Source organism: Sporosarcina sp. G11-34 (assembly GCF_026931025.1).
On record NZ_JAHNZW010000003.1, the window covers coordinates 263,403 to 277,562 of the forward strand.

The 14,160-nt window shown below is 38.5% G+C and carries 14 protein-coding genes; 12 read left to right on the top strand and 2 right to left on the bottom strand.

Annotated elements, in window-relative coordinates; all coding sequences use genetic code 11:
• Positions 1-86: 86 nt before the first annotated feature.
• Both KSU66_RS05500 and KSU66_RS05505 read left to right on the top strand, forming a co-directional pair.
• Complete coding sequence (locus tag KSU66_RS05500) at positions 87-1,697, top strand: putative polysaccharide biosynthesis protein (RefSeq protein WP_269050414.1); 1,611 nt, start codon at positions 87-89, stop codon at positions 1,695-1,697.
• Between the two features lie 11 nt (positions 1,698-1,708).
• Positions 1,709-2,428 carry a pseudouridine synthase gene (locus KSU66_RS05505; protein WP_269050415.1) on the top strand — a complete coding sequence of 240 codons (720 nt, stop codon included), beginning with the start codon at positions 1,709-1,711 and terminating at the stop codon, positions 2,426-2,428.
• Between the two features lie 42 nt (positions 2,429-2,470).
• Here KSU66_RS05505 and KSU66_RS05510 read toward each other — a convergent pair whose 3' ends face one another.
• Positions 2,471-2,692, bottom strand: a complete 222-nt coding sequence (locus tag KSU66_RS05510) for a DeoR family transcriptional regulator (RefSeq protein WP_269050567.1) — start codon at positions 2,690-2,692, stop codon at positions 2,471-2,473.
• A gap of 430 nt (positions 2,693-3,122) precedes the next feature.
• Here KSU66_RS05510 and dat point away from each other — a divergent pair, with 430 nt between their 5' ends.
• The 3 genes from dat to KSU66_RS05525 are packed head-to-tail and all read left to right on the top strand — an operon-like array spanning position 3,123 to position 5,540.
• Positions 3,123-3,974, top strand: coding sequence for a D-amino-acid transaminase (gene dat / locus KSU66_RS05515; protein ID WP_269050416.1), 852 nt, complete (start codon positions 3,123-3,125; stop codon positions 3,972-3,974).
• Between the two features lie 35 nt (positions 3,975-4,009).
• Positions 4,010-4,657, top strand: a complete 648-nt coding sequence (gene trmB, locus KSU66_RS05520) for a tRNA (guanosine(46)-N7)-methyltransferase TrmB (RefSeq protein ID WP_269050417.1) — start codon at positions 4,010-4,012, stop codon at positions 4,655-4,657.
• A 28-nt stretch (positions 4,658-4,685) separates the two neighbouring features.
• Positions 4,686-5,540 carry a YtnP family quorum-quenching lactonase gene (locus KSU66_RS05525; RefSeq protein ID WP_269050418.1) on the top strand — a complete coding sequence of 285 codons (855 nt, stop codon included), beginning with the start codon at positions 4,686-4,688 and terminating at the stop codon, positions 5,538-5,540.
• Positions 5,541-5,583: 43 nt separating this feature from the next.
• On the opposite strand, the gene KSU66_RS05530 is transcribed toward KSU66_RS05525, so the two are convergent.
• Positions 5,584-5,898 (bottom strand): hypothetical protein, encoded by a 315-nt coding sequence (locus KSU66_RS05530; RefSeq protein WP_269050419.1) that lies wholly within the window; start codon positions 5,896-5,898, stop codon positions 5,584-5,586.
• A 395-nt stretch (positions 5,899-6,293) separates the two neighbouring features.
• Between KSU66_RS05530 and KSU66_RS05535 the strand changes: the two genes are divergently transcribed.
• The 7 genes from KSU66_RS05535 to murC all read left to right on the top strand — a co-directional run bounded on the left by KSU66_RS05535 (position 6,294) and on the right by murC (position 14,040).
• Entirely contained in the window at positions 6,294-7,367 is a 1,074-nt protein-coding gene (locus KSU66_RS05535) for a M42 family metallopeptidase (RefSeq protein WP_269050420.1), read from the top strand.
• Between the two features lie 72 nt (positions 7,368-7,439).
• Positions 7,440-7,961: a DUF84 family protein gene (locus tag KSU66_RS05540; protein ID WP_269050421.1), complete on the top strand. Its 522-nt coding sequence runs from the start codon at positions 7,440-7,442 to the stop codon at positions 7,959-7,961.
• Between the two features lie 77 nt (positions 7,962-8,038).
• Complete coding sequence (locus tag KSU66_RS05545) at positions 8,039-8,566, top strand: hypothetical protein (RefSeq protein ID WP_269050422.1); 528 nt, start codon at positions 8,039-8,041, stop codon at positions 8,564-8,566.
• A gap of 35 nt (positions 8,567-8,601) precedes the next feature.
• A complete protein-coding gene (locus KSU66_RS05550; RefSeq protein ID WP_269050423.1) occupies positions 8,602-9,417 on the top strand; it encodes a DUF1444 domain-containing protein in 816 nt (271 codons plus the stop codon).
• Positions 9,414-10,025: a YtpR family tRNA-binding protein gene (ytpR, locus tag KSU66_RS05555; RefSeq protein ID WP_269050424.1), complete on the top strand. Its 612-nt coding sequence runs from the start codon at positions 9,414-9,416 to the stop codon at positions 10,023-10,025. The genes KSU66_RS05550 and ytpR overlap by 4 nt, the downstream gene beginning before the upstream one ends.
• Positions 10,026-10,150: 125 nt before the next feature.
• Positions 10,151-12,607, top strand: a complete 2,457-nt coding sequence (locus KSU66_RS05560) for a DNA translocase FtsK (protein ID WP_269050425.1) — start codon at positions 10,151-10,153, stop codon at positions 12,605-12,607.
• A gap of 119 nt (positions 12,608-12,726) precedes the next feature.
• Complete coding sequence (gene murC / locus KSU66_RS05565; protein ID WP_269050426.1) at positions 12,727-14,040, top strand: UDP-N-acetylmuramate--L-alanine ligase; 1,314 nt, start codon at positions 12,727-12,729, stop codon at positions 14,038-14,040.
• Positions 14,041-14,160 lie beyond the last annotated feature (120 nt).

Below are 14,160 nucleotides of genomic sequence, written 5' to 3' on the forward strand. Positions count from 1 at the left end.
TATACACAAGTGGCTGTTATTCGTTGTGAAAAGTGGCGTGCGAGGTTAAACTAATAAGTAGATTTATTGAGAATGGAAGGATTAAAATGTCATCGAATCTTATTAAAGGTACTGCCATACTTACAATTGGGTTATTTTTATCGAAAGCGCTTGGACTTTTATATGTAATTCCTTTTTACGCAATTGTCGGAGAAGAGAACATTGGTTTATACCAATATGCGTACATCCCATACAATATTGCGTTATCTGTCGCAATCTCGGGATTGCCACTTGCATTTTCTAAATATGTGTCGAAATATAATACGCTCGGAGATTATGCGACCGGGCGAAAGTTAATGAAATCTGGAATGCTAATTATGGCTATCACGGGTGTTCTATCATTCCTAGCCTTATACTTTTTAGCTGAACCGATTGCCCATCGTGTACGAACAAAGGATGAGCAAATCTTTACAATTGAGGAAATAGCGGGTGTCATTCGTTGGGTGAGTTTTGCTTTACTCGTCGTACCTGTTATGAGTTTAGTTCGTGGATTCCTCCAAGGGTATCAAAAAATGATGCCGACTTCGGTTTCGCAATTAATTGAACAAATCGTTCGAATTATTGTCGTGCTAGTTGGAGCTTATGTTGTTGTGAATTTCATGAAAGAATCTCCAAGAGTCGCAGTGAACTTTGCAGTATTTGCGGCGTTTATAGGTGCGCTTGCGAGTTGTGGTGTTCTGTATTGGTATTGGAGGAAGTATAAGCCGGAATTCGATAGTTATCTGATGAAAAGTCCACCCGCGGGGGAGATTTCATATCGTGAAATATATAAGGAGTTACTTGTTTATATTTTCCCATTTGTTCTTGTTGGGGTCATTAACCCAATCTATCAATTTGTCGATATGATGACATTTAACGATACGATGGGATCTATGGGGCTAGCAAAAGTAACGGATGTATATTTTACAATGCTTAACTTTACGACACATAAGCTTGTGATGATTCCAGTGATGATTGCGACGGGTTTTTCGATGGCACTAATTCCTTTTATCACAAGTTATCATACAAAAAACGATCAACAAGGAATTACTCGTTCTTTGGATCAGACTTACCAAATTATGATTTTTTTAACGGCTCCAATTGTAATTGGACTAATTGTACTTGCGGACGAATTTTATGAATTGCTATATGAGAAAAGTGCAATGGGTGCAGAAGTACTTGCAAACTATGCACCAGTTGCAATTTTATTTGGTTTATACACGATAACGGCCGCCATTCTTCAAGGTATTAACCGACATAAATGGATTGTCCTTAGTTCAATGCTTGGGCTATTATGTAAACTTGCGCTTAATATACCGCTTATTAAATTGTTTGAAACAAATGGTGCCATTTTAGCAACTACAATTGGTTATACAATTGCAGTAGGGTTGAATATCGTAGTTATTAAGAAGGCCTTGAATTACAAATCGGAAATGGTAATCAGAAGAATTATTCTCATTGGCTTATTGAATTTGGTCATGCTTGTTGCTGTTTTTGTTACATTAAAAGGATTGACTGCAATCAGCGTAGTTGACGGCAAAGCACATGCATTTTTATATATTGCAATATGTGCATTTGTTGGTGCGGTAGTTTACGGGTATTTATCTTTGAAAACAGGCCTTGCCCAAAAAATGTTCGGCGAACGATTAACAAAATATACGAGTAAACTTGGTTTTTAAGGAGATGTATTATGCGTTTAGATAAATTATTGTCCAATATGGGTTTTGGTACCCGCAAAGAAGTGCGAGTGCTATTAAAAAAAGGTGCCGTACGAGTGAATGACGAAACGATAAAATCGCCTGCTATACATATCAACACTGATGTTGATAAAGTAACAATTCTAGGTGAACCGGTTATTTACAAAGAGTTTATTTACTTAATGATGAACAAATCGCAAGGTGTGATTTCTGCGACAGAAGATTCGAAAGACCAAACCGTTATTGATTTACTTGATGGGGAAGCACAGCATTTTAAGCCGTTCCCAGTAGGTCGTTTGGATAAAGATACAGAAGGTTTCCTACTCTTGACGAATGACGGAAAACTTGCGCATAATTTATTGTCACCGAAAAAAGGTGTTCCTAAAACGTATTACGCTCATATATCAGGAGTTGTGACAGAAGAAGATGCGATTAGTTTTGCTGAAGGAGTTATGCTTGATGATGGATATGTCACGAAACCCGGTCAGCTTCGCATACTTAAATCGGCTGAGCTATCTGAAATCGAACTGACAATTACGGAAGGGAAATTTCATCAAGTGAAAAGAATGTTTGAAGCTGTCGATAAAAAAGTTGTTTACTTAAAACGGCTATCGATGGGTCCACTTGTTCTAGACGAGGAGATTGCTTTAGGGGAATACCGGGAATTGACTACGGAAGAATTAGATTTGCTTATTGAAACATCGGGAGCATAAAAAAGGGCTGAAGTCGCTGGGAGCGGCTCAGCTCTTTTTTTATTACGTAGGTACTTTGACTTTTTTAGTTGTTGTTGTCCATTTACCGCGTACGGGACTTGTAATGAGCTCGTTGTACTCAAGAACATTTAAATCCCTTTGTACAGTGCGATGCGTAATATCAAATTCTTTAGCTAAGTTTTCGGTAGTTACAACACCGTTTTCGAGGATATACATGTAAATACCTTTTATGCGGGTAAGCATACGATCAGTGGTCGCTTTCAAGTGTGGAATCACTCCTTCATCGTCATATTCCAAAAAAGTCATGGGCATGAGACTTATGAATGGTGCCGTAAGCACTTTGAAACTATTCCTGATGCTGCACATCCTTCCCGAATAGCAGAATTACCGGATTGAGTATTCCGATAATTCCATTATAGCTTATATGGATAATTTTTGCACGCGAAAAAATTAAATAATGAATTATCCTTTATTTTCGCGCGTGAACATGTAAAAATAGGGAGAGATTAAAAAGTATATAATTGAAATAAAGAATCCTGTCGAATCTGTTTCGGCACTTTGTGGATGTATTCATATGGTCAACCTACATAGAAGCATTTAGTTAAGATATACTATGTACTGTACAGGATTAAAGAAGATAATAATCATATGCTATAAGTAAGTGAATATAAAAAGTAATGGAGGAAGAATGACAATGACGCTTTATTTTATGGATGGACGATTTACTAAACGTGATGGTTTGAATATTTCTATTGATGATAGAGGGTATTACTTCGGTGACGGTGTTTATGAAGTTGTGAAAGTATATAACGGCGAACTATTTACCGTGCGCGAGCATATAAGCCGATTATTCGAAAGCGCGATGAAAATTAAATTGTCGATTCCTTTTACTGAAGAACAACTAATAAATATCTCAAAGGAATTGGTTGCACAAAATAGCATTTCAGTAGGTCATATTTATATGCAAGTAACACGAGGCGATTCCCCGAGGCAACATCAATTCCCAGATCCAACAGTACCCGCAATTGTAACTGCATATGCTGTGGAAGCCCCAAGACCTTTAGGAAATATAGAAAAAGGTGTAGCCATTAAGTCAATCGAAGATATACGCTGGCTCCGCTGTGATATTAAAAGCCTTAACTTGCTCGGTAGTGTATTGGCAAAGCAGGAGGCTCATGAAGGCGGTTATGCGGAGGCAATCCTTCACCGCAACGGGGTTGTAACGGAAGGCGCTTCGACAAATATGTTTGGCATAAAAGATGGTGTGGTTCATACACATCCGGTCACAAATCTTATTTTAAACGGGATCACAAGGCAAGTAGTTCTTGGTTTGTGCAAGGAGTTACAAATCCCGGTGAGTGAAAAAGAGTTTACGCTTGAACAAGCATTGGAGATGGATGAGTTTTTCTACACGTCTACTACTGCAGAAGTGATGCCTGTACTAACAATAGACGAGCATACCATTGGGGACGGAACGCCAGGCCTTATCACAAAAAGTTTGCAAAAAGCATTTAATAAGAAGATTCCAGTAACTGCAACAAAATAAACAAGAAATAAATTGAAGAGAAAAGAGTGTATAGAATGCGTCTTCGCAACAAACCATGGGCACGGGATTACATGTCAGAACATCCCGATGTCCTCGTGGCAGAACCTGAAAAAATGAATAACGGATGGAATAAACTGTTTGGAAATGATAATCCAATCCATATCGAAGTTGGAACAGGAATGGGTCAGTTTATTATCGGAATGGCGATTGCTAATCCCGATGTCAATTATATCGGTATTGAACACTTTGACAATGTAATCGTCGTTGCATTGGAAAAAGCAATTGAAGCGGACAAACCATCTAACTTAAAGCTCTTTCGTGCAAACGGAGTAGATCTTTTAAATATTTTTCATAAGGGAGAAATCGACCGTGTTTATTTGAACTTTTCTGATCCATGGCCTAAAACAAGGCATGAAAAGCGCAGATTAACATCGGAAATGTTCCTTGAATTATATGAATCAGTATTGCGACCGGGCGGAGAAATCCATTTTAAAACAGATAACCGTTCATTGTTTGAGTATTCTCTCGTTACGATGTCCCAATACAATATGAAATTAAACTACGTATCACTTGATTTGCATAAGGAAAATCTTGAAGACAATATTATGACAGAATATGAAGAGAAGTTTTCTTCGAAAGGATATCCGATTTACCGATTAGAGGCGCAATACGGGGAACAGTAATTCATTATTTCCAAAAGGGGGAAGTAAAATGGATGAATTTAAATTTCATAATATGCAATTAACTTGGCTTAAAGGTGGGGTAACTTTTCTAGATGGCGGTACAATGTTCGGTGTTGTACCTAAAGCGCTTTGGTCTAGGAAATATGAGCCAAATGAACAAAATTTAATCGAGCTAGCTACAGAACCGATTTTAATTCAATACGAGGGTAAAAACATCCTAATTGATACTGGAATTGGTAAAGGGAAGCTGGACGATAAAATGAAGCGTAACCTTGGAGTAGTAGAAGAGTCGATGGTGGAAGAAAGTCTAGAAAAACTAGGACTTGCACCCGCCGATATTCATGTGATTTTGATGACGCATTTACATAATGATCATGCGGCTGGTTTAACAAAATGGCAAGATGGGAAACTTATTTCGGTTTTCGGAAATGCTGAAATTCATGTGTCACAAGTGGAATGGTATGAAATGCGTAATCCGAATATCCGTTCGAGAAATACGTATTGGAAAGAGAACTGGGAGCCCGTGGAACATCAAATCAAAACGTTTGAAGGAAGTGAAATCGTCCTTCCGGGTATTGAAATGATTCATACAGGCGGCCATAGCAATGGGCACAGCGTCATTAAACTAACGAGCAATGGTGACACGATACTTCATATGGGCGATATTATGCCAACTCATGCGCATACAAATCCACTTTGGGTACTTGCCTATGATGATTATCCAATGGACTCAATTTTTGCGAAAGAAAAGCTGATGAAAGAAGCACTTTCAAATGGTTACTTTTTTAGCTTCTATCACGACGCTTTTTATCGAATCGTAAAATGGGACGAGAGTGGCAAAGAAATGTTGGAATACGTGAAACGTACAAGTTCCGAAAAATAAAAAAGTCGTTCCAATGCTAAAATGCATTGGAACGACTTTTAATTTATGCTTTTGAAAGTTCAACGACAGTACCAGTCGACGCATCGGCCGCGAACTCATATTGTTCAACTTCACCATTTTTAATGCGTGAAATTCCTCCGCGATAAACATCCATCGTAATCACTTCGTTTGAAAATGGTTCTGTTTTCATAACAATCCAAGAGCCATCGATAGGTCCTTCTTTTTTAAAGGCATCTTTTACATTCGCTAAAACCGAATCTGGAGCAACGTTTCGATCCATTCGGCTAATGCATTCGCTGACAACAATACCAGTAGCGACCCCAGTAAGAACACCGGCAATAAAGTTTTTCAAATCCATTCGTAATCAACCTCCAAATCTATCTTTATTTTAGTGTACCACACCCCAATGAAAATCCACATTACAGTAGGTAGACAATTTAATAATTAGATTAACGAAATAAAAAAGATGGAAAATTTCAAAAAACTCGTCTACACTGTTTACTATATAGCGTTTAAATAAAGAATCCCATTGGAGCTCGTTTCGGCACTAGGAGAGGTGCCTCTCGCTGGATTGGCTTTTAAACAGGGACACTTTATTTTAGCACGCCCGGAAAATTGTTGAATAAGGCGACACTTCTGTGGGGGAATGGCGTGATCCGAAGATCCCGCCGAAAGGGAGCTGTTTCACCTACTTTTTTAGTGAAGATTTTTATTGTGACTTGTGGATATTGATAATTTTAGGAGGAGAAATCCATGAATAATGAAACATTAGCGATGTTTAAAACGTTGACAGAACTTCCTGGGGCACCGGGTAATGAGCATGCGGTTCGAAAATATATGAGAAGTGAAATTGAGAAGTATTCGGACGACGTCATTCAAGATAATCTCGGTGGTATTTTCGGCGTGAGAAACGGACCTATTGATGGACCTCGTATTATGGTGGCAGGACATATGGACGAAGTCGGTTTCATGGTAAGTGCGATTACGGACAACGGAATGATTCGTTTTCAACCTCTAGGTGGCTGGTGGAGCCAAGTGCTTCTGGCACAACGCATTGAAATTATAACGGCTCATGGCCCTGTCATTGGTGTGATCGGTTCGATACCGCCGCATCTATTAAGTGATGAAGTTAGAAATAAGCCAATGGACATTAAAAATATGCTAATTGATATTGGTGCGGATAACAAAGAAGACGCCGTTAAAATCGGCATTCGTCCGGGGCAACAAATCGTACCTATTTGTCCATTTACACCAATGGCAAACGACAAAAAAATATTAGCCAAAGCATGGGATAACCGATATGGGTGTGGACTCGCGATTGATTTGTTAAAAGAAGTCCATGGCGAAGAACTCCCGAACACACTATACTCGGGTGCGAATGTTCTTGAAGAAGTCGGTTTACGTGGAGCTCAAGCGGCCGCCACTATGATTAACCCTGATTTGTTTTTTGCGCTCGACGCAAGTCCAGCCAATGATGCTTCGGGTGATAAAAATGAATTTGGCCAACTAGGGAAGGGAACATTACTTCGTATTTTGGACCGGACAATGGTAACCCATCGTGGCATGCGTGAATTTATCCTTGATATGGCAGAAACAAATAATATACCTTATCAATATTTTATTTCGCCAGGTGGTACAGATGCTGGACGAGTCCATATGTCGAATGAAGGTGTACCAAGTGCGGTTGTCGGAATTTGTTCTCGTTATATTCATACGTCGGGTTCAATTATTCATACAGATGATTACGCGGCAGCAAAAGAATTACTTGTGAAATTAGTTAAGGCTTGCGATAAAACAACTGTGACCACAATTAAAAGCAACGTATAATTCAAAAACCGTCCTTACCCCTGATTGGTGTGCCGGACGGTTTTTGACTATTAAGTACGAGGGGGAATACGAATGGAATTTATCGTAGGGTCGCAAAACAAAGCGAAAATAAAAGCAGCTAAAGATACACTTGCTATTCATTTTCCGGAAGCAAAGATACTGACCTCAGAAGTTGGTTCTGGTGTTGCTGAGCAACCATTTGGTGAAGAAGAAACGAGGCTAGGTGCGATTAATCGAGCGCTGCGCGCAAGTACTATGAAAAAAGGAGCAATTGGTATAGGTTTGGAAGGCGGCGTCCGCATTTTTGAAGGGCAGATGTATCTTTGTAATTGGGGAGCAATTTACTTGCCAGATGGAACAAAATTTACAGCGAGTGGTGCACAAATTCCATTGCCAGAACAAATAGCGAAAGAATTGCTTGCTGGAAAAGAGCTTGGACCTGTAATCGATCACTATTTTAAAGCGACAGGCATTCGAAACAAAGAAGGTGCCATTGGTATGTTGACTGCCGGAGCGGTAGATAGAGATGAATTATTTAAGCATGTTTGCAACCTGCTTATCGGCCAATTCAAGTACTTTCAACAAAGGTCTTAAGACCGCAACAGTTGCAACTACTCCTTAACTTCATTAAAATGATAAAGGAGTTAAATTTATCGAATGGGGGAAATCGAATGTTCCGTACTTGGAAATTCATATTCCTATCAATGATGTCTGTTTTCCTATTAGTAGGATGTACAGCATCGCTAGAGGACGCGTCGATAGCTGGTGTGAAAGCGGCAAAAGAAAAGTTTCTTTCAGAACCTAAAAATCGTACTGCAGAGATTGAAGGCCTCGAATTATATAAACCAACTGGATTTAAAGTGAATGATAAATCGGATGCACAAAATATCGTTTTTAATCGAAACAACGAGACATTTATTTTATTTGTAAATCCAAATGAGTCCGATGACAGTCGATTATTTTATGAATTACTAGTAGACGATATAAGTAAAGAAATCATTCAAATGGAAGTAATCGACGAAAATGGTGTTTTTGGTTTTGTAGCGGTCGTTAAAAACGATGCCGATAAAGAGAAAGTGGAGCTTATTGCAAGTATCGGTGGAGTCAAAATGACTACAATCGCCCAAAAAAGTAAAATCGAAGATAATTTAGTGCGAATGGTAGAAGTCGTCCGTTCGATAAAACAACGTTCTGAATGAATAAGGTACGATTATTGAATGGAGGAAATGAATAAATGAATTCTAGCCAACTAGTAGAATTGTTGAAAAAACGTCTCCCTTCAGAAAAATTTAAGTGGGACTTTGACAGAAGAGCGGATAAAGTACGTCTCGAACATAAAGTATTGAGGAATGGAATGGATATTTCACTTCCTGAAATAATCGCAAGATATGAGAGGAAAAAAGATGCTGCAATCGATGAAATAGTTTATACAATTGATGAGACATTTAAGGCGATGGAGCGGGAGCATAATGAAGGTTTTGAAGGTGACACGGTTATTTATCCTGTTATTCGATCTACTTCATTTCCAGAAGAAACATCTAATGGGCATCGATTTGTTATGAAAGATCATACGGTTGAAACACGTATTTATTATGCGCTTGATTTGGGTACTACATACCGCTTAATTGATAAAAGCATGTTAGAGAAGATGGGCTTAACGGAAATAGAACTTATGGAATCAGCACTTTTCCGTGTAAGATCATTACCGACAGCGACGAAGAAAGACGAAGTAGACGGTAACTTCTATTATTTTGTTAATAATAATGACGGCTATGATGCAAGTAGAATTTTAAATAACTCCTTTTTGAAAGAAATGGAAGCTAAAGTTGAAGGTCATATGACGGTTTCCGTTCCGCATCAAGATGTCCTTATTATTGGTGATATTAGAAACGACACGGGTTATGATGTACTTGCACAAATGACTATGCATTTCTTTACGACAGGGACTGTACCAGTAACGTCATTGTCATTTATTTATGAAGATGGAAACTTAGAGCCAATCTTTATTATGGCTAAAAATCGTGTAGCAAGAAGGGAAAGAAAAAAATGAATATATTTTACAATGAAAATGGTGTTGGGGATGTGCTTCTTGTACAACTTGCGACGGCACGACCGAAAGACATTAAGACAGAATCTATTGGAGATGTCACATTAATTCAAGATGAATCATCAAGCGAACTAGTTGCTTTTAATATATTTAAAGCGTCTTCGTACATGAAATTGGATGCAGAAGGACAAGTTACTTTGACTGAAACACTTGTTACAGAAATAAAAGAAACGCTTATTAAAAATAATGTAGACATCGAATTTGACGTAGATTTGACGCCGAAGTTCGTTATTGGTCATGTAGTGAAGAAGGAAAGTCACCCAAATGCAGATAAATTATCTGTATGCACAGTCGACGTAGGAAGCGAAGTATTACAAATTGTTTGTGGTGCTTCAAACATTGACGCGGGACAGAAAGTGGTCGTGGCAAAAGTCGGGGCTGTCATGCCGTCTGGAATGGCAATTCGTGACGCGGAACTACGCGGCGTTGCTTCATCTGGAATGATTTGTTCAGCGACAGAGCTTAATTTACCAAAAGCAGAAAAAGGACAAGGAATACTCGTATTAGAAGATAATGCACTTATCGGTGAAGCATTTACTGGAATGGATTGATTCTTCAAAAGTACGAAAAGTAAACGTGCCATTTGTGGTGCGTTTTTCTTTTTGATGTAATCATTTGATTTCATCATCTTATTACTGTTAAAATGAAAAGATTGATAGTAGAAAGAGTGATTGTTTTGAAGTGGTATAAAAAATTACTAAACCGTTTTTTTGATAATGATGTAGATGAAAATGAAAATAATGAGATTGATGACTACGAAACAAATTTCAATGAAATTGAAGATGAAAAAATCCGAATTGAAAAACCAGCATTTCGTTTCCCGATTATTACTGACTCGGAAATATATGGCTGGGATGAAAATGAGCCGACAATTGAAAAAGAACATCCAGAAAATCTTATAAACGTTTTAGAAACAGACCCAGATTTGTATAAACCAACACCTTTATATGAAAATGAAAGATGGCCTAGTGAGCAGTCAGGCGGTAGAGTATTTAGGGCGGGTGCAGAACCGAAATACAGAGTGGATATCGCACTTCCGAAAGGTCCAACTTCAACAGATAGAAAAGTTGTCAAACCGGAGTCGCCGCTGACTAAGAAAACTGTTATTCAAAAGCGTTCAAACAGACCATTTACACCAACTGCTGTTCCATCACCCATTCATGGATTTAATGTTCCTAGTGAAAAACCGTCTATTGAAGAAGTTGAAAAGGTAAGTTTATCTGAAAAAGATGAACCAGTTGTGGTGAATAAAACTGAACAAGAACTGTTGGAAAATTATTCATTGGCTGAAGAGGTTGCTGAACCAGTGATTATCCGTGAAGAGGAACAAGTTGAACCCGTTAAATTCAATCAACCAGTAGAAGAAAGTATACAATCAATTGATGAAGAGATAAAAAGTGAGGAGCCGTTACTAGAAGCATTAGTAGAGGATTCAGTGGAAGAAGAGTTTACGGCAGTAGATAGCGACTCGGATAAAGTGAGAGATATACCTGCTACTGAACCAGTTATAGTAGTCGAAGAAGATGAGCAACTAACTGAGGAAGTAGTTGTCGAAAAGAAAAAAGAGAAAACGGTTCCGTTTAACGTATTGATGTTGAAATCTGATAAAGAAAAGATTATGAACCAAATGCCTAAACCGATTGAGAAAAAAGTGGATGTCAAAAAAAAAGTTCCAAAAGAAAATGATGTAATGGATGAAGAACTACCACATTACGTCTTACCTTCTATCGACTTTCTAATTCCGCCGGAAACTCAAATTGAAGATACGGAATGGTTGGAATCACAGTCTACTAAATTGGTAGAGGCGCTATCCCACTTTGCTGTAAAAGCGAATATTATAGAGGCGATGCAAGGACCAACAGTAACCCGTTTTGAATTGACAGTGGGGCAAGGGACGAAAGTAAGTAAAATTAGGAACTTAACAGATGATTTAAAACTTGCTTTGGCTGCCGAAGATATACGAATACAGGCTCCAATACCGGGGAAAAGTTCGATAGGCATCGAAATTCCAAATCGAACGACTAGACCCGTTCGAATTTCGGAAGTCATTTCGACAAAAAAGTTCCAAGACTCCACTTCACCGCTTGAAGCGGTACTTGGGCTAAGTTTAACGGGAACACCGCTAACTTTGGATCTTCGAAAAATGCCACATGGAATGATTGCTGGTGCAACTGGTTCTGGTAAATCTGTGTGCATTAATTCAATACTTGTTAGCCTTCTCTATAAAGCATCGCCGTCGGACTTAAAAATGATGCTTATTGACCCTAAAATGGTAGAACTTGCGCCGTTTAATGGAATTCCACATCTCATTAGTCCAGTGATTACAGACGTAAAGGCAGCAACTGCGGCATTGAAATGGGCGGTTGGGGAAATGGAACGTCGTTACGAGTTGCTTGCACATGCTGGTGTTAGAGATATCGAGCGATATAATAAGGCGGCTATTGAAAGTAGACGCTTTTCAATGAAGATGCCCTATCTTTTAATTGTCATTGATGAGCTTGCAGATTTAATGATGATGGCACCCGCAGACGTCGAAGTATCGATTAGTCGAATCGCACAAAAAGCTAGAGCCTGTGGTATCCATCTTATTATTGCAACGCAGCGACCTTCCGTTGATGTAATTACAGGAACGATCAAAGCGAACATACCGACACGGATTGCTTTTTCTGTGTCTTCGCAAATCGATTCCCGTACAATTATTGATACCCAAGGAGCGGAACGACTCCTTGGAAAAGGTGATATGTTATACATTGGCAACGGGAAGTCCTCTGCTGTTCGATTGCAAGGGACATTTGTCACGGATGATGAAATAGAACGTATAATAGAACATGTTCAAAGTGAAGCTACGCCCACGTACTTATTTGGCCAAGAAGAATTATTGGCAAGTGTTGTAGAAGAAGATTCAGATCCACTTTTTGAAGATGCATGTCTGTTTATTTACGAACAAGACAGCGCTTCAACATCCCTGTTGCAACGAAATTTCAGCATAGGTTATAATCGTGCTGCAAAATTGATGGATCGGATGGAGAAGAAAGGATTTATTTCAGGTCAAAGGGGTAGTAAAGCAAGAGATGTGTACCTAACTGAAAAAGATCTTGGACGGCTTACAGAATCGTTGGAATTGAACGTATAAATACTATACAATTACATTGTTCTAATCTGATTTCAGTAATGCATATTTGATGATATAATAGGGTATGAATATTAAAGAATTGAAGAAATGGAACCAAAAAGGTCCCAGGAGGTTGCATTATGACATTGTTTCATTTTACGGGAATTAAAGGAGCAGGAATGAGTTCACTTGCACAAATCTTGCATGATTCCGCCAATGATGTACAAGGATCAGACGTAGAAAAATACTTTTTTACTGAAGACCCTTTACACGAAAGAGAAATAAAAGTAATTCCATTTGATGAAAATAATATTAAACCAGGTATGACAGTAATTGCGGGAAATGCATTCCCTGACAGTCATCTTGAACTTGAAAAAGCACGAGAACTTGGAGTGAATGTGGTTCGCTATCATGACTTCTTAGGGAAGTATATGCAGGATTTCATTTCAGTTGGAGTAACAGGCACTCATGGTAAGACATCGACAACGGGATTGCTTGCACATGTATTATCGGGGCATGCACCATCATCCTATTTAATAGGTGATGGTACCGGCAAAGGGACGGAAGACGCGGAGTATTTTGTTTTTGAAGCGTGTGAATATAAAAGGCATTTTCTGGCTTATGAACCGGATTACTTAATTATGACAAATGCTGACTTTGATCATCCCGATTATTTTAAAGACTTAAATGATGTGCTAGATGCCTTCGGTGATATGGCACTTCGTGTAAAAAAAGGAATTATTGCTTGTGGTGATGATATCAATTTGCAGAAAATCCAAGCAAACGTACCTATTGTTTATTATGGTTTTGATGAATCAAATGATTTTGCCGCAAAGAATATTGTGAAAAAGTCTGAAGGAACGACTTTTGACGTATTTGTTCGCAATGAATTTTATCATACCTTTACAATTCTACTTGCTGGTGATCATGCAATATTGAATGCACTTGGTGTAATTGCACTTTGTCATTATGAAGGTGTGTCAGCAACTGTTGTTGAGGAACGACTTTTAACTTTCAATGGTGTGAAAAGAAGATTTTCAATTATGGAAAACGGTGATCGTATTATTGTGGACGACTATGCACACCATCCAACCGAAATTAAAGCAACGCTTCAAACGGCAAAACAGAAATATCCTGATCGAGAAATCGTAGCGATTTTTCAACCTCACACGTTTACTCGAACGGCTGCATTGCTCGAGGAATTTGCGGCAAGCTTGAAATCAGCCGATCACGTTTATTTATGTGATATTTTTAGTTCAGCACGTGAACAAGCCGGAAGCACGACGATTGAAGAATTGGGGCAGAAAATACCTAATACTAAGTATCTTCAACTTGAAAATATTGAACTATTAGAAAAACATGGACGCGCGGCCTATTTGTTCATGGGGGCGGGAGATATCCAAAAGTATCTAATTGCTTTTAATTTATTTTTGGATGAAAATGAAACAGCCTAACCCTTTACGGGTTAGGCTGTTTTGTTAAAAAACATTTATAATAGAGAAGGATATTGTGCAATAGTGTCGAATACAATCTATAAGCATAACGTTTATTTTATCAGAAATAAGGTAAATAAT